The 17,265-nt window shown below is 34.3% G+C and carries 10 protein-coding genes; all 10 read right to left on the minus strand.

The window, feature by feature from the left end; genetic code table 11:
* Positions 1-14: 14 nt before the first annotated feature.
* Positions 15-800, minus strand: a complete 786-nt coding sequence (locus AAYQ19_RS02120) for a glycerophosphodiester phosphodiesterase family protein (RefSeq protein ID WP_343533342.1) — start codon at positions 798-800, stop codon at positions 15-17.
* An 81-nt stretch (positions 801-881) separates the two neighbouring features.
* On the minus strand, positions 882-3,182 hold the full coding sequence (bglX, locus tag AAYQ19_RS02125; protein WP_343533344.1) for a beta-glucosidase BglX: 2,301 nt from the start codon (positions 3,180-3,182) through the stop codon (positions 882-884).
* Positions 3,183-3,192: 10 nt separating this feature from the next.
* The gene (locus tag AAYQ19_RS02130; protein ID WP_343533347.1) at positions 3,193-3,906 is read right to left on the minus strand and encodes a carboxylesterase family protein; all 714 of its coding nucleotides are present in this window, start codon (positions 3,904-3,906) and stop codon (positions 3,193-3,195) included.
* 9 nt (positions 3,907-3,915) lie between these two features.
* The gene (locus AAYQ19_RS02135; protein WP_343533349.1) at positions 3,916-5,301 is read right to left on the minus strand and encodes a glucoamylase family protein; all 1,386 of its coding nucleotides are present in this window, start codon (positions 5,299-5,301) and stop codon (positions 3,916-3,918) included.
* Positions 5,302-5,368: 67 nt separating this feature from the next.
* A complete protein-coding gene (locus AAYQ19_RS02140) occupies positions 5,369-6,268 on the minus strand; it encodes a LamG domain-containing protein (RefSeq protein ID WP_343533351.1) in 900 nt (299 codons plus the stop codon).
* Between the two features lie 19 nt (positions 6,269-6,287).
* Complete coding sequence (locus AAYQ19_RS02145; RefSeq protein WP_343533353.1) at positions 6,288-7,742, minus strand: RagB/SusD family nutrient uptake outer membrane protein; 1,455 nt, start codon at positions 7,740-7,742, stop codon at positions 6,288-6,290.
* 4 nt (positions 7,743-7,746) lie between these two features.
* Complete coding sequence (locus AAYQ19_RS02150) at positions 7,747-10,785, minus strand: SusC/RagA family TonB-linked outer membrane protein (RefSeq protein ID WP_343533355.1); 3,039 nt, start codon at positions 10,783-10,785, stop codon at positions 7,747-7,749.
* 244 nt (positions 10,786-11,029) lie between these two features.
* Positions 11,030-13,774, minus strand: coding sequence for a helix-turn-helix and ligand-binding sensor domain-containing protein (locus tag AAYQ19_RS02155; protein ID WP_343533357.1), 2,745 nt, complete (start codon positions 13,772-13,774; stop codon positions 11,030-11,032).
* An 89-nt stretch (positions 13,775-13,863) separates the two neighbouring features.
* Positions 13,864-15,048: an acetate/propionate family kinase gene (locus tag AAYQ19_RS02160; RefSeq protein WP_343533359.1), complete on the minus strand. Its 1,185-nt coding sequence runs from the start codon at positions 15,046-15,048 to the stop codon at positions 13,864-13,866.
* Between the two features lie 103 nt (positions 15,049-15,151).
* Positions 15,152-17,245 carry a phosphate acetyltransferase gene (pta, locus tag AAYQ19_RS02165; RefSeq protein ID WP_343533361.1) on the minus strand — a complete coding sequence of 698 codons (2,094 nt, stop codon included), beginning with the start codon at positions 17,243-17,245 and terminating at the stop codon, positions 15,152-15,154.
* Positions 17,246-17,265 lie beyond the last annotated feature (20 nt).

The following is a 17,265-nucleotide window of genomic DNA, read 5'->3' on the forward strand; positions in this document are numbered from 1 at the left end:
TATCTTTTGAAAGCTTATTTTTTTGCTTTCAATCTTTCCGCTAGAAGTTCCGGTTCATTTGTCGTGATATAATTGAATTTGTGTTCAATAATCCAATCCATATCTTTTGCGTCATTGACAGTCCAAGCGTTTAGAATAATTTTATTATCCTTTGCTTCCTGAATCCATTCCGGATGTTTTTGAAAAACTGAATAGTGATAATCAACACCATTGATATTGTCGGCTTTTACTTCTTTTGGAGATTTATTTCCTTCTAAATATTGCAATGAAGTTTTGGCATCAATTGCTCTAATTTGTTTCAGAATGTCATAATCAAAACTGATGTAGCAAGTGATTTTGTCAGCTTTCATTTTTTTGATTACTTCAACCGTTCTTATGGCAGTTTCTTTTCCGCGTTCTTTACTGATTTCTGAAGGTTTTATTTCGCAAACTAAAAGTGTGTGTTTGTTTTTCTTTTTTCCTTCTGAAATATATTCTCGAAGTGTTGGAAGTTTTTCTCCGTTTGATAATGTAAACTTCATCAAATCGGCATAATTGGTTTGCTCAATCAGCAATTTATTAAAATGCGCATCATGATTAATCACGAGCGAATCATCGGCAGTTCGCCAAACGTCAAATTCTGATCCTGGCAATTTTAAATCAATTGCATGTCGTAAAGAAGCAATCGAATTTTCTGGGAGATTATTTTTTTTCCAAGCTCCTCTATGCGCTACAATCGCATTTTTTTGAGCATGAGAAGAAAAACCAACCAAAAAGAAGATTAGAAAAGAAAAAGAGCGAAATATTTTAAAAGTATTCATGGCATTTACAGATTAAAAAGGTTCTCTATTTTAGAAAAAAAGCCCTCCAAATGAAGGGCTCTTAACTAACCAATAAACCAACTATTTAGTTAACTCGAAACTAACTTTCTTGTCGGCAGTTGAATTTCCTCCAACGAAAATATCAAACTGTCCAGGCTCTGCTACGAATTGTAAATCAGAGTTATAAAATTTTAAATCTTCAACCGTAATGTCGAAGCTTACGGTTTGTTTCTCACCTTTTTTAAGTGCTATTTTTTGGAAACCTTTCAATTCTCTAACTGGTCTTGTTACTGAACCCACTAAATCTCTAATGTATAATTGAACCGTTTCCTTTCCGTCAAAATTTCCAGTGTTCGTTACATCAACTGTTACTTTCAATTTTCCAGATGCATTCATTTTATCAGAAGAAATTTTCAAGTTTGAATAATCGAAAGTTGTGTAGCTCAAACCAAATCCGAATGGGAATAAAGGCTCGTTTCTTTCGTCAATATAATTTGATCTGAATTTTTCGAATTTGCCTTCAGTGTTAGAAAGTGGTCTTCCTGTATTTTTGTGTGCGTAGTAAATTGGTAATTGTCCAACGCTTCTTGGGAAAGTTGAAGTCAATTTTCCAGAAGGATTTACATCTCCAAATAAAACATCAGCAATAGCATAACCTGCTTCTGTACCAGCGAACCAAGCGTTTAAGATTGCAGGAACCGTTTTTTCTTCGTCAGTAATTACTAACGGACGTCCGTCAAATAAAACGACAACTACTGGTTTTCCTGTTTTCAATAAAGCATTCAATAAATCTTTTTGCGCTTGCGGAATTTGCAAGTTTGTACGGCTGCTTGATTCACCACTCATTTCTGCAGATTCTCCTAAAGCTGCCACAATAACATCAGATTGCTCTGCTACTTTTAAAGCTTCTGCTAATAATTCTTCTTTTGAACGAGCATCACGGTGTAATGTTTTTCCAAACATTGTAGCGTTAGTTTCAAAAGTTTCATCATAATCTAAATTGCTTCCTTTAGCATATAAAACTTTCGTTCCAGCTCCAGCAACTTCTTTAATACCTCTTAATAATGAAACAGCATTTTCCATTTTTGTAGCCACACTCCAAGTTCCTGGCATGTTTTCTTTAGCATCTGCCAATGGTCCGATTAAACCAATTGTTCCAGATTTTTTAAGTGGTAAAAGCTGGTTTTGGTTTTTTAATAATACTAAAGATTGTGCTGCAATTGCACGAGCTTCTTTTCTGCTATCATTTGTAAAGATTTCAGTTTTAGCTCTATTTTCGTCACAGTATTTGTATGGATCTTGGAATAATCCTAAATCATATTTTGCTTCTAAAATCAATTTTACAGCATTATCGATTTGTTCGATCGTTACTCTTTTCTCATCCAAAGATTTTTTCAAAGTTCCTAAGAAGCCTTCTCCAACCATATCCATTTCAACACCTGCATTTAGTGCTAAAGCAGAAACATCTTGAAGATTCCCCATTCCGTGCTCAATCATTTCAGGAATTCCTGTAAAGTCAGTTACTACGAAACCTTTGAAACCCCATTGTTTTCTCAAAACATCTGTCATTAACCATTTATTTCCTGTTGCCGGAATTCCGTCAACTTCGTTGAAAGAAGCCATTACAGAACCTACTCCAGCATCAACTGCCGCTTTATAAGGAGGGAAATAATCGTTAAACATTCTGATATGGCTCATGTCAACAGTGTTGTAATCACGACCAGCTTCTGGAGCTCCATATAATGCGAAGTGTTTAACGCAAGCTAAGATTGAATTGTTTTTAGAAAGATCATGTTGCTGGTAACCGTTAACCATTGCTTTTGCAATTTGGCTCCCTAAATATGGATCTTCTCCAGAACCTTCGGAAACTCTTCCCCAACGTGGATCGCGAGAAATATCAACCATTGGTGAAAATGTCCAGTTGATTCCGTCTGCACTTGCTTCTTTTGCAGCAATTTGAGCGCTTCTCTCGATTAAGCCCATATCCCATGTACAAGACAATCCTAACGGAATTGGGAAGGTAGTTTCATAACCATGAATAACGTCCATACCGAAAAGCAACGGAATTTTTAAACGGCTTTTTTCAACCGCAATTTTCTGTACTTCTTTAATTTTTTGAACCGATTTAATGTTGAACAAACCACCCACTTTTCCTTCAGCAATATTTTTTGCCACATTTGAGCTGTTTGCCTGCCCAGTGGTAATATCACCAGATGTCGGCAAGTTTAACTGACCCAATTTCTCGTCTAAAGTCATTTTTGACATTAACTCCGCCACAAATTCAGACTTTGGTTTAATTTTCACTGTATTTTTAGGCGTCTTTTTTTGAGCATAACCCAAAACAGCGCATCCTAAAAAAAGTAAGACTAATTTGTTTTTCATTCTATTCTATTTATTTGTTTGTATTCGTTTTTCTTTGTTGCAACATCCAGTCATAGATTGCTGCATTATCATAAACTCTTGTCCAGCTATCATGATTTGCATCATCAAAAATGGTCAATTTCACATCTTTTGCATTACACTTTTTCAATTCCTTGTAAATTGTAATGGCATAATTTACATTTACCACATCATCCAGTAATCCGTGAAAAATTCTGGTTGGAATATTGGCTATTTCACAAGCGTGTTCTAACTGAATTAAATCTACAAAACCAGCGACAGGTACATTTGCGGCAAATAGATCCGGATGTGCAAAAGCCAAATTCCATGAAGCCCATCCTCCTGAGCTTAAACCAGTAACATATATTCTTTCTGAATCAATTTTATTTTCTTTCTGAATTTTTAAAATCAGCTCGTATATTGATTCTATATCCCAATTTTCATCTTCTTTACATTGTGGTGCTAAAACATAAGCATCTAATTGATGTGTTTTTAGGTATTTTAGAGGTCCGTGAATTTTTACCTTTTCGATATCAGTTCCCTTCTCTCCATCGCCTGAAATAAAAACGATCAAAGGCTTTTTCTCTTTTGTATTTGCAGGTTTGTGCAGTACATAACCAAGTTCATATTTGGTCATTATAACTGTATTAATTTTTCCCGTTGTTTCACTTTGAGCAAAACCAAATACAGAAAACAATAAGACTAGAATCGTTAATTTTTGTTTCATTTTGACGAATTAAATTCCGTATTTAGTTGATGTAAATCCAAGTTTTTTCAAACCTTGTTTGGTATCAGACGCATTCATAAAGAGCTTCCATAATAAACCACTTCTATAGTTTTCAACCATAGGAGCAATAGTTCCTTGATCAATCGCCAAGTAACGTTGTGTTACCCAATTGTACTGTGGTGAAAAAGCATCATATGGTCCCGCAATTCCAACATATTTTGCTTTATTATCGTCATATAAATAATGAAGGAATTTCATTGATTCTACCGGCGTATATGGAAAAGAAGACAAAGCTGCAGTTGGAGAAATTACGCCATTGTCATTATTTGGCTGATGCGCCGTATACCCTGTTGTTCCATCAGGATTGCGTGTATAACTTGCCGTTAGTCCCCAACATTTATCTGAATAATCTTTAAACCCTTTTGGATTTGCAACACTGTATTGTACCATGATTTTAGCATGATTTTGTGTCAATTGCCAATAATCGGCATATTTGTCTTTCAAGTTATTTGGGTCTAAACCTAAGTAAGAATAATGAGACCAGAACATTGGTCCAACATTTCCTACTGCTCCATTATAACTTAATACAACTGGGATTCCATATTGAGAGCCACCGTTTACGATAGCACCATTTCTTGCCCATGCTTGGTGATAAGCTTCAGCCGAAATTGGATGTGTTGGTGATGAAGCTGCCATGATATAAGTAATCAAACATTCGTTGTAACCTTCAAGCTTGAAGTTCATTTCCCAACCATAATTTGGTGACCAATGCCAATAAAGAGCATTTTCACCTTTTGTATACCAATCCCATTCTACACCTTTCCAAAGTTCATCAGCTTTTGCTGCTACCGCTTTTTCAGTTGTACTTCCGTCTTTAAAATATTCTCTAATCGTAATTAAAGCTTGACAAACAAAAGAAGTTTCTACTAAATCTCCTCCATTATCTTTTGTTCCAAATGGAATAACTTTTCCAGAAGTATTGTCCATCCAGTGCGGCCACGCACCATGAAATCTGTCGGCTTTTTCAAGAAAATTTAATGCCGTTGAAAGTCTAGAAACAGCTTCAGCTCTTGGCAAAAAACCTCTTTCTACACCTACAACAATTGTCATCAACCCAAAACCCGAACCTCCTGTAGTTATAATATTGGACTCAAAACTTGGATCTTCCGTCAGGTATCGCTCTCTTGCCAATTTTGAATTAGGATCAGCATAATCCCAAAAATATTTTATTGCATCTTTTTGAACTTGATCCATTGCCTCAGCATCTGTTAATGGCTTAACTGGTGTCGTTGGATTTGTCGGTAACGGAGTTCCGCCTGTTGATCCCTCTGGTGTCGATGATGAGCATGAATTAAAAAAGCTCAAAAAAGCAACTATGTATATTGAAATTTTCATTTTATTCTAAATAATATTAACCAATAAATACACCTGGAAGAAAACCTCCAGGTGTATTGAAAAATACTTATCTCTTATCTTTCTCTAATTTGTATAAAGCCGTAACTTCATTGTCAGAAAGAGCCGAATCATATATTCTGAATTCATCCATTAGACCAGTATAATGCAACATCCATCCATCAGGATTACCCCATGGAGCACCTAAATGCTGTTGATAACCTCCAATGATAAATTTTGAAACTTCAGAACTAGCTAATTCTCCGAATGGACCACCGCCAGTTGCAGGATCGCTTGCGTATCTTTTTGAAATAGATGCTGGTAAAGTCACTTTTTGACCATCAACAAAAAGGCTGTAAGTAGAACTTGTACCATTGTATGACCAAACTACATGTTTCCATGCACCAAACATATTAGGCAAAACATTTGTTCCACTGTGCTCAATAAATTGTCCAGCCCAAGGAATACTTGGCGTAACATCTCTTTGAATATGGTTTTTCATCAACATTGTTGTTGCCGGTCCAGTTCCTTCGATAAGCGTAAAAATATTACCCCAGAAATCTGTTTTCTTTGGAAGCATAAACAATGACTGGGCACCACCTGTGTGAGGATCTGTTTTGATCCACATAGAAATAGTGATGTTTTTTAAGTTTGCAATAGAAGTTGCAACGTTATTATAAGCAATAAATGAAGTTGCTGAACCTTTATAAGCACTTCCTTTTACACCAGTTTCGTAAGAAACATTTGTTCCTGTTCCGCCAGTGATTCCTCCTTTTGAATCATCAATACTTCCGTCAAAACTAAATTTTGATAATAAGTGGCCTGGAGCAATATCATCTGAATTCTCATATCCGCCAATTGACTCGTATGGAATTGGGCTGTTTACTTTATCTATACTATCCTCACAGCTTACAAACATTTGTGAAGCCAAAGCAAAAGAAAGTAATAAAATAGATTTATTTTTTTTCATTTTATTTAATATTTAAGGATTAGTAACCAGGATTTTGAGCTGATAAACCACCAGCTTGCTTAATGAATGATGCCGGAATTGGGAACAATTCATTTTTACCTTCAGTGAACGTTTTTCCATCAACTGCAAAAGCTGCTTTTGCTTGGCCTGTACGTACTAAATCAAAGAATCTATCGTGCTCAAAAGCCATTTCAACTCTTCTTTCTTTCCAAATTGCAGTTCTAACATCAGCTTGAGAACTTGCTGAAGTGTTTCCTAAACCAGCTCTGTTTCTAACTTGATTCAATAATGGAATCGCAGCAGAAGTTTGGCCAAGTTCATTTGATGCTTCAGCTTTCATTAATAAAACCTCAGCATATCTTAAATATTTGATATCAACATCTGTTTCCCATGCGCTTGTATAAGCAGATGAATATGCTTTGTAGTTGTATCTTTCGTTTTCAACTGTATTTGGAATTACTCTTCCGTCATATAAAGTTGATCCTCTAAAAATAATTGTTGCAGCTTTTCTAACATCACCAGCCTCATAAGCGTTAACTAAACTTTGAGATGGCGTGTTGAAGCCCCAGCCCCATCCGCCGGTACCACGAGCACCTTGCGTATTTGAGTATCCTTCAATTCCTTTTGCTGGAACAGCACCTTGTGCATAGATTTCAAAAATAGATTCTGAATCAAATTTTCCTGTAGCTCTAAACATTGACGCATAATCAGCGACAAGAGAATATCCTGTTACTTTGTTACAGTTGTCAATTACTTGTTGCCATTTCTTTTGGTATAAACTTACTTTTGCTAGTAAAGCATAAGCAGCACCTTTTGAAACTCTTGATCTCTCATTTGCAGAATAAGCTGTTTTATCTGGCAATGCTGCAATTGCATCATTTAAGTCTGCTTCGATAAAAGCATACACTTCTGGAGCCGTTTTACGTGTCAACTGCATAATTCTATCTGCATCTGAACCTGGAACTGGTAGATGATCTACGATTGGCACACCACCATAACATTTTACTAATGTAAAATACATGAAAGCTCTTAAAAACTTAGCTTCACCAGCTAATCTGTTTCTTAAATTAGCATCTACTTTATCTAATTTCGGAAGCATGTTCAATGCTTGATTACATCTGTTGATTCCGTCATAATTAGCAATAAAAGTACTTTCTGCAGAAGGATTAGAAGCATTGTAAGTCAAAGCATCCAATACATCTTTATCTGTACCTGTATCACCAGGAGAAGATCCTTTGTCTGCATCATCAGAAGTAATACTAGACAAACCAATCCAACCAAAAGAGGTCATATCCCAGTTTAAGAACTTATTATAAATTGCTGTTACAAACTGAGCAGCTCCAGCCTCATTGTTATATAATTCTATATCGTTGGTGGAAATAGTTTCTGTTTGATCTACGTCTAAATAGTCGTTTGAACATCCTGCAAAAAAGAATGCTGATAATACAAACGCCGCTATATATGTCTTTTTCATGATATTAAAATTTTAAGTTTGCACCAATTACAAATGATCTTAAAGTTGGGTAAGCATCCAACTCTACACCTTGAGTACCGTATGGATTTCCGTCACCATTCAACTCTGGAGAGAATCCTGAGAATTTTTGTGTGATAAATGGATTGATCGCATTTACATATAATCTGCAAGAAGTAATAAAGTTATTTTCTTGAATTGGCAGTTTGTATCCTAATGTAATATTGTTGATTCTAAAGAAATCACCTGACTCTAAATAATACGTAGAAGCCACTGGAACCTGATTGAAAGGTGCAGGATTAGAAGCTGTCAAGTTATTTGCTGTCCAAAAATCTGTTGCAAGAGAGTTTTCGATATTTTCTCCAGAAAAACGTTGTGCTTTTTTACCGTTATAAACTTTAGCACCATTTGTTCCGTATCCGTCAACAGAAAAATCAATGTTTTTGTAAACGAATCCTAAAGTAACTCCGTAAGTAGATTTTGGTAAACTTGAACCAACATATTTTCTATCAGCATTAGCATCTAAAGCGTCTTGAGTTACTTTATTTCCTGCTGCATTGTAGTATAACATTTTTCCGTTTGTAGCATCAAAACCAGCATAATCATAAAGATAGAAACTTCCTAAAGGCTGACCAACTGTAGTATTATCCAACAATTTAGTAGTTTGACCGTTACCTAAACTTCCACCAATTACTGGAGATAAAATAACATCTTTTAAGCCCATAAGCTCATTTTTGTTATTTGAAAAGTTACCTCCAACCCAGTAGCTGAAATTGTCTGAAATTTTATCATCCCAACGCAAAGTAATTTCGTAACCTTTGTTTGAAACTTCACCAACGTGTGCTGGTGATGCATCTGTTAATCCAGATGTCATATACGGTTTTGTATATAAAATTACATTAGATGTATTTTTGTTATACAAATCAAAAGATCCTTTCAATCTGTTTTTCAACAATTCGAAATCTAAACCTACAGAAGATTCTTCTGTAATTTCCCAAGATAAACTTGGATCGATTTGAGAGCTGATTGTAGTTCCTTCATATAAAATAGAACCACCTAAATAAGCATTTTTACCAGAAGCATAAGACTGATTGTTAAGCGGTACATTTTGGTTACCCAATTTACCCCAACCTCCTCTTAATTTCAATAAATTAATCGCAGTAACATCAGCCATAAAGTTTTCTTTAGTAATGATCCATCCTAAACCAAAAGCTGGGAAAGTTCCCCAACGGTAATCACTACCAAAATTTGATGATCCGTCACGTCTAACAGTACCTGTAACTAGGTATCTATCCATTAATTTGTATTGGAAACGACCAAAGTAAGATGCTAATTTAGTTTCGTTAAATACAACATCATATAAGCTTGTTACCGTTGCAGCATATTCTACTCCATGACCCGCAGCAGGATCATTTAAAGCCCAGTAATTTGAATCTGGATTTACATTTTTTCTAGCGATAGTAAGTTTTTCTCTTGGTCCTTTTACTGAAGTCTCGATACCTGCAGTTACCTCAACATCATGTATATCTTTAAATATCTTATTATAAGTCAAATAATTAGATAAGTTCCAGTTAAAATATTGCTCTCTACCTTTTGTCAATAAATTGATATTAGCATTTGGAAATTCTTTAGCGTAATCGCTTTCTACCTTATTAGGATTAGCTGCTAGCCAAATATTTTTAGTGTCATCATAGTTATACTGTTTCCAAGTATAAAACTCTCCATTAAATTGTGATGTGAATTTTAATGATTTCACAATTTCGTAATCTAATTTCAAACCTCCTTGAAGAGTTACGCTTCTTTGTTGTTCATTATAAAAATTCAATTGAGCAACTGGATTTCCAACATTGTTGAATGAAGAACCTGTCTCACTTGCAAAACCATCATCGCCTACGCGAGATACACCATATTTCCCATCAGGAAAATAAACCGGTACGATAGGTGATTGTTTGTATGCATTTGTAAAAGCACTCAACGGTTTAGGAGTTGAATTTGCAGCTGTTACGCTGAAATTTTGATTCAAAGTCAGTTTTTTAGAAATTTTGTATTCGTTGTTATTTCTAAATGTAGTACGACCATAATCTAAACCATTTAAAACCGCTTTTTCTTCATAGTTACCTAAACTGAAAAAGTATTTTATATGTTCTGATGCTCCTGAAAGAGATACATTGTTTTGAGTATAGCTACCTGTTCTTGTAATTTCATCAAACCAATCTGTGTTTACAGGCTGATCTTGTGAAAAAGTAGTTGATTGCAATGCAGAATTTGAGTAATATGCATATTTATTACTTCCTGCCATTTTTACCTTTTTAAGTGGTTGTCTAACCCCAGCAAAGCTTTCTATTTCAACAGTAACTTTATCACCAGAACCTTTTTTAGTTGTTATGATAATAACCCCATTTGCAGCTCTTGTACCATAAATTGCTAAAGCTGATGCATCTTTTAATACTTCATAAGACGTAATATCATTAGTATTAATGTTATTGATATTCTCAGTTTGCATTCCATCTACAATATATAAAGGATTTCTACCTCCAATAGCAGTTCCCAAACCTCTAATAACAACAGATGGCGTGCTTCCTGGAAGATCAGATCCAATTACCTGAACACCGGCTGCTTTACCTTGAATTGCTTGAGATGCGTTTAAGACTTTGGTTTTTACGATCTCGTCTGCTTTTATAGAAGAAATTGCAGTAGTATTATCGACCTTTTTTCTAGTTCCGTACCCAATTACAACTACTTCTTTTAAAGCAGTATCGTCAGATTCTTTTAAAGTGATTGTCATAGGTGTTGTAGTTGCTGGAACAGAAACAGCATCAAAACCCAGCATTGAGATTTTTAAAATCTCACCTTCTTTGGCATTGATTGTAAAATTACCGTCAAAATCAGCGTCGGCAGAAGTTCTGGAAGTCGGAGCGCTAATAACCGCTCCTGGAATTCCCATTCCCTTACTGTCAACAACTTTTCCTTTGATTGCTTGCGCGTGTATTACCATATACGATGGCAATAATAAGAGCGCTAAAAAGCTAAAAATAAAATTTTTCATACAGTATGTAATCGTTTAAGTTAGTAGAGCCAAATTAAGCAATTACAACGTTGTAGTACATCAATTTGCACTACTACATAGCTACATCATTATGTTAAAATCCGTTCATATACTACTAAAAATCAACACTCTAAATGTTAATTTATTTTCTTTAACATAACCTTATGATGTAGTAATGATGTATTGGAATTCTATAAAAAAAGAACTGAAAAAATAGAATATTTTTAAATTTTAAATGCTAATCTTACAGAGTTAATAAAAACTTTGACAGGTTTTCCTCTTGATTTAGGTTTAGTTTCTTTCTTAAGCGATATCTATGCAATTCTACACCTCTAAAAGAGATATTCATCATAGGTGCAATTTCCTTCGAAGAAAGGTTCATTTTAAGATAAACACACAGTTTTATATCTTTTGGAGTAAGATTTGGATACTTTTTAGAAAGATTAATAATAAACTCATTGTGAATTTGATTCAGATTAGTTTCAAAAATCTCCCATTCGTGTTTATTCACTTCATTAATTTTAATCGCTTTTTTGATTTCACTTTTCAGCTTATTAAAATCTTTTTCAGAATCCAAAATATGCTGAATTTTATCAATCATTTCACTTTGTTTTGCGATCGACAAAGATTTTCCAGCAACTTCAGATGATTTTGTCTGCAATTCCAATTCAAGAATATGTTTTTCATATTCCTGAATATTTAATTCATTTTCTTTTTTCAATTCCATTTCTAGAATTTCACGCTGATGTTTTAATTCTTCCGCTTGAAGTTTTAATTTTTGCGTATAGCGAAGTTTATTCCATTTGTAATAAAAGAACAAAACCGCACCGACAATAAGCAAATAAAGCAGAATCATCCAGAAAGAAAAATACCAAGGCTGAGCAACCTTAAACTCAAAAGTCGAAACCTCATCATAATTGGCTCCGTCATGTTTAAAAATCTCTACCGAATGATACCCACTATTCAAATTGTTTAAAACGATTGTTCCATTTGAAATTGGAAAATAACTTTTCCCTCCGTTTATCTTATAAAACAAATTGGGTTTACTGGCGCCATAAATTCCTGAAATTACGTTTATTCGAAGTTCCGTATTGTGTTTTATTTTGCCGTCATTTTCTAATAAAACATTTTCATTATAAGCCTCAACTTTTACAGCTTCATTTTGCTTGTTTTCATATGACAGTTGGAGCGATATAAATCCGTCATCTAGATTCATCAAGTAATGATTTTTGCTTTTGAAGATGCGCAAATTCTCATTAATCAATTTTCCTTTATAGTATTTCTCCTGAATCATATTCCAGACAAATTTGTTGCCTGTTGCATATATATGATATAAAATACCATCCTGAAGTACTATAAAATGATTCTCATCGATTGCAACTACATCAGAAACATTCTTGAAATTGGCATTAAACAGTTCATTCTTTTCTAATTTATTTGAAATTGAATTGAAAGTGTACCAAACATTATTAATCAAAAAGAGAACTTCATCACGAAATTCAAAAATCTTAACGCCAAAATCATTTTCTATTTTACTTTGTTGCGTAATATTTTCAACTTTCTTTGTTCCAAAATTATCATCAAAAAGAACTCTGTATAATCCGCGATAATTATCTGCAGCCCAGATTTCATTTTTCTTATTTTGGGCAACATATTTTATAGGTTTGGTAAAATCATTAATTACTTTGCTTTGTTCTAAGTTTGAAGCATTGTTATAAACCAAAATCCCGCTGTAAGTCGATTGAAAATAAGTGTCATTGATGATGCTTTTTGACAAATTCCATCCTCCGCTCACATTATTGACTTTTCTTAAGGCTCCATTTGCATAACAAAATGTTCCATCGTTGTGGCCAATTACATATTTATTTCCAATTTTAGTAATATTCCATCCTTGTCCTTGTGTGTTTGGAAACATTTTAAAATTTCCTGAGTCAAATTCAAAAATACCGTGATTCGAAGCAATCAAATATCCTTTGTCAATTGTAGCAACCGAGTAAACCGATCCTAAAATCCCTGAATTGTCATAAAAAAATGAAATTGGAGAATTAACCTCAACATGCGCAATTCCGTTATCCAAACCAAGCCACAAATCCTGTTCTTTATCAAAACCAATACATAAAACTGAGTTATTCATCAAAACATTATTTCGGTCAATATTTTTATACGTCTGCGAAGCAAGATCATAAATAAATACCCCTTTATTTCCTGTTCCAATTACAAGTTTATCGTTTTTAATGAATTTGGCAACATTGATTCCTGTTCCTTTTAAAGTTTCATTTAACGGACTTTTCCATGCACTTAAACCATTTTTCTCCACCACAAAAACTCCCTTTTTGTGTGTAAAAATATAGGTCTTCCCTTGATGTTTTTCGATTGCGTGAACAACGGTGTTTTTCAAAACATTCCAACCCTTTGGATTTGCAATTTTAGAACCATTCATTCTAAAAATACCTTTATCGACAGAAGCCACATAAAGATTTTGATCAACAACAAAACAGTATGAAATTAAGAATGGAAATCGGATTTTTTTAATCTGTTTTCCATCGTAAATAAAAACATCATTAAACGACTGAAAATATAAGGAACCGTTGAATCTGAAAATTTTCCAAATTTCCTCATTGTCTTTTTCATCAAACAAACGCAGATTTTTGGTAATCGAAACATAATGCATCTTCCCATCTTTCCTTTGCCAATAACCAAATTCCTTATAAGAACCAGAGTAAATTCGGTCACCTTCAATCAATATCGAGCGAATGATTGTTTTATTCGGCAAAAAATATTTTTCCCAAACAACGCCATCATATCTTAACAAATAATGGTTGTTAGCAAAATACATGGCTTTATCATTTCCCTGGGCAATGTTCCAAATTTGATTATCGCCCTGATAATCTGATTTATTGTAATTTTCAACGAAAGGAAGTAATTCTTGTGCTTGAATTTGAAAAGCAATGAAAAAGAAGAAAAGTGATTTTAAAAGTATCGATTTCAAGATATTCAGTTTTATCTTCAAAGATACAATTTTAAGAAGTAAAAAAGCTTCTCAAAAGAGAAGCTTTAGAAGTTTAGAATGGTTCAATTTTAGTTTTTTAACAACTGAAAAACCTGATTTGCAATTTCATATTCTTCATCTGTAGGAACCACAAGGACTTTTACAATTGAGTTTTCCTTATTAATTTCTCTAATTTCTTTTGAACGAATTTGATTTTTTGAAGCATCAATTTCAATTCCGAAATAATCCATATCTGTACAAACCAAATTTCGCATGAAAGATGAATTTTCTCCAATTCCTGCCGTAAAAACAATCGCACTTAAGCCATTTAAAGCTGCAGCATAAGCGCCAATTGTTTTCTTGATTCTGTATGCGTTCATTAATAAAGCTAATTGGCATTCTTTATTTCCTTTTTCGGCTTCAGCTTCAATATCTCTTAAATCGCTATAACCTGTAAGACCAAGCATACCACTTTGTTTCAGTAAAACAGCATTTACTTCGTCTGGAGTATATCCTAAATTTTTAATCATATAAAAAATCACAGACTGGTCAATATCACCAGCACGTGTTCCCATAATCAAGCCATTTGAAGGCGAAAACCCCATTGTAGTGTCAATACATTTTCCATCTTTGATAGCGGCCATACTGCAGCCATTTCCTAAGTGAATCGTAATTATTTTAGCATTATCTTTTAAATAATTAATCGCTTTTTCAGAAACATATTTATGGCTTGTTCCATGAAAACCATAAACACGAACTTTATTTTCGGTCAATAAATAATTCGGAATGGCATATTTATAAGCCACTTCAGGCATTGTCTGATGGAAAGCTGTGTCAAAAACAGCAATTTGCTCGGCCGAGCTGAAAATCTCTTCTGCAACGTTTATTCCCTCTAAATTTGCAGGATTGTGAAGTGGCGCCAATTCAAAAAGTTGTTTGATTTTTGCTTTTACTTTTTCGTCGATTTTTACGGTGTCGCTAAAATCGCTTCCGCCGTGTACCACGCGATGTCCAACTGCCGCAATTTCTGAAGTTGATTTAATTACACCTTTTTCGGCATCCAAAAGCATATTGGCTACTTTTTGCAAGCCAACTTTATGATTTGGAATTGGAAGCATTTCTTCAAGCGAATTAGCCGCTGTTTTAAACGTAACATTTGAAGTTTCTAAACCAATTCGGTCAATCATACCAGAACAAATTACTTCGTTTTCTGGCATAACCATTAATTGATATTTTATTGAAGAACTTCCTGAATTTATAATTAGTATTTTCATTTTTTTTAAAGGTGCTAAGATGCAAAGTTTCTAAGATGCTGAGTTTTTTTATTTTGATTGCAAAATGCATTTCACATCTCACAATTAATAATTAACAATCAATTTATATTCCCTGTGCTTGAATTGCCGTAATTACAACGGTATTAATAATATCATCAACCGTACAGCCTCGGCTTAAGTCATTTACAGGCTTGTTTAAGCCTTGCAACATTGGACCAATGGCCAAAGCTCCAGTTTCTCTTTGAACGGCCTTATAAGTATTGTTTCCTGTGTTCAAATCAGGGAAAATCAATACGCTCGCCTGCCCCGCTACCTCCGAATCTGGCATTTTACTTTTTCCTACTGCGCGGTCAACTGCTGCGTCATATTGAATTGGTCCTTCGATTTTTAAATCCGGACGTTTTTGTTTTACAATTTCGGTTGCTGTTCTCACTTTATCTACTTCATCTCCTTTTCCAGATGCTCCAGATGAATACGATAGCATAGCGATTTTTGGTTCAATTCCGAACGCCGCACTTGATTCAGCTGATGAAATTGCAATTTCGGCCAATTGTTCTGCAGTTGGATTTGGATTGATAGCGCAATCTCCAAAAACTGAAACTCGATCTTCTAAACACATAAAAAATACGGACGAAACTACAGAGGAATTTGGTTTTGTTTTAATGAATTGCAAAGCAGGCAAAATCGTATGTTGCGTCGTGTGCGCCGCGCCAGAAACCATTCCATCTGCATGGCCTTTGTAAACCATCATAGTTCCGAAATAAGACACGTCTTCCATTAAATCTCTTGCCATGGTAATACTTACATTTTTGGCCTTTCTAAGCTCATAATAAGTATTGGCATAATCCTCATATAAAGGTGATTTTTTGGGATTGATGATATTTACTTTTGAGAAATCAAATGTGATCCCAAGTTCGGTAACTTTACTTTCAATTTGCTTTTTATCTCCAATAATCGAAATATCAACTACATCCATATCCAGTAATCTTGACGCTGCTGTTATAATTCGGTCATCATTTCCTTCGGGAAGAACAATATGTTTTCGATGCTGTTTGGCTCTTTTCACCATATTATACTGAAACATCTTTGGTGTCATTCCTTCAGGCTCAAATGTAATTACGCGTTCAGACAAAGCTTCAATTTGAACATATTTTTCGAATGTGTTTATTGACGTTTCAATCTTATGTGTATTTGTCGCATAGATTTCAGATTTTATCGAACCAATTTTATTGGTAATATTATAGGTTCCGCCATCGACTGCTATAATTGGAACAATAGCTGAAAGTCCTTCGATCAATTTTAAAATACTGTCTTCTGGCACAATATTTCCTGTCAGAATAATTCCGGAAATAGTAGGGTAATTTGCTGATTCATTTGCTTGCAAAGCGCCCAAAATGATATCGGAACGATCTCCAGGCGTAATAACCAATGCATTATTGTTCAAATGGACCAAATAATTATGCAATTGCATCGCTCCAACGCTGTAATGCCCAATTTCATTGTTCAGATAATTTTCTCCAAACAAAACTTTGGCATTAAGCTCATTTACAATTTCTTGCATCGTAGGATTGTTCAAACTAGAAATAAGCGGAATTGTATTGACCAAAACACTTGGTGGCAAACTTTTTTGAAGGCTTTTGGTAACCAATTTTATATTCTCAGGCTGTACTTTATTTGCAAAAACCGATAATACTTCAACTTCTTTTACTTTGAAAGAATCATAGACCAAATACAAACTATCAACCAATTCTTCTAAAGTTTTTCCAACTCCTGAGCCAATAATAATAGTCGGAATTCCAAGATTTTTGGCTATCAATACATTTAAATCCAACTCAATAGAAGTTCCCTCCCCTGTAAAGCTTGTTCCCTCTACTAATACAAAATCAAAGCGATCTTCAAGCTTCTTGTATTTTTCAATAATCAAGTCTAAAACCTCCCCTATTTTGCCTTTGTTCTTTTTCTTGATCAGTTTGCTTTTGGTAATTGCATAGGCATCTTCAAATTTTATATCAAGATTAAAATAAGATAAAACTGTTTCAATATGATTGTCTTTTTCACCATCTACAAAATCCTCAACTATAGGCCTAAAATATCCCACTTTAGCTGTTTTGCCAATCAAAATGCTCATCACTCCAAGCGTAACAATCGATTTTCCGCTATTGTGATCACTCGTGGCAATATATATTGCTTTGCTCATACTTTATATTTTTAATTTGC

This window comes from Flavobacterium mesophilum (assembly GCF_039581405.1).
GTDB lineage: Bacteria > Bacteroidota > Bacteroidia > Flavobacteriales > Flavobacteriaceae > Flavobacterium.

Excerpts from the sequence above, each read along its gene's own strand:
- AAYQ19_RS02120 (WP_343533342.1), bottom strand. The coding sequence starts at position 800 with ATGAATACTTTTAAAATATTTCGCTCTTTTTCTTTTCTAATCTTCTTT.
- bglX (WP_343533344.1), bottom strand. The coding sequence starts at position 3,182 with ATGAAAAACAAATTAGTCTTACTTTTTTTAGGATGCGCTGTTTTGGGT.
- AAYQ19_RS02130 (WP_343533347.1), bottom strand. The coding sequence starts at position 3,906 with ATGAAACAAAAATTAACGATTCTAGTCTTATTGTTTTCTGTATTTGGT.
- AAYQ19_RS02135 (WP_343533349.1), bottom strand. The coding sequence starts at position 5,301 with ATGAAAATTTCAATATACATAGTTGCTTTTTTGAGCTTTTTTAATTCA.
- AAYQ19_RS02140 (WP_343533351.1), bottom strand. The coding sequence starts at position 6,268 with ATGAAAAAAAATAAATCTATTTTATTACTTTCTTTTGCTTTGGCTTCA.
- AAYQ19_RS02145 (WP_343533353.1), bottom strand. The coding sequence starts at position 7,742 with ATGAAAAAGACATATATAGCGGCGTTTGTATTATCAGCATTCTTTTTT.
- AAYQ19_RS02150 (WP_343533355.1), bottom strand. The coding sequence starts at position 10,785 with ATGAAAAATTTTATTTTTAGCTTTTTAGCGCTCTTATTATTGCCATCG.
- AAYQ19_RS02160 (WP_343533359.1), bottom strand. The coding sequence starts at position 15,048 with ATGAAAATACTAATTATAAATTCAGGAAGTTCTTCAATAAAATATCAA.
- pta (WP_343533361.1), bottom strand. The coding sequence starts at position 17,245 with ATGAGCAAAGCAATATATATTGCCACGAGTGATCACAATAGCGGAAAA.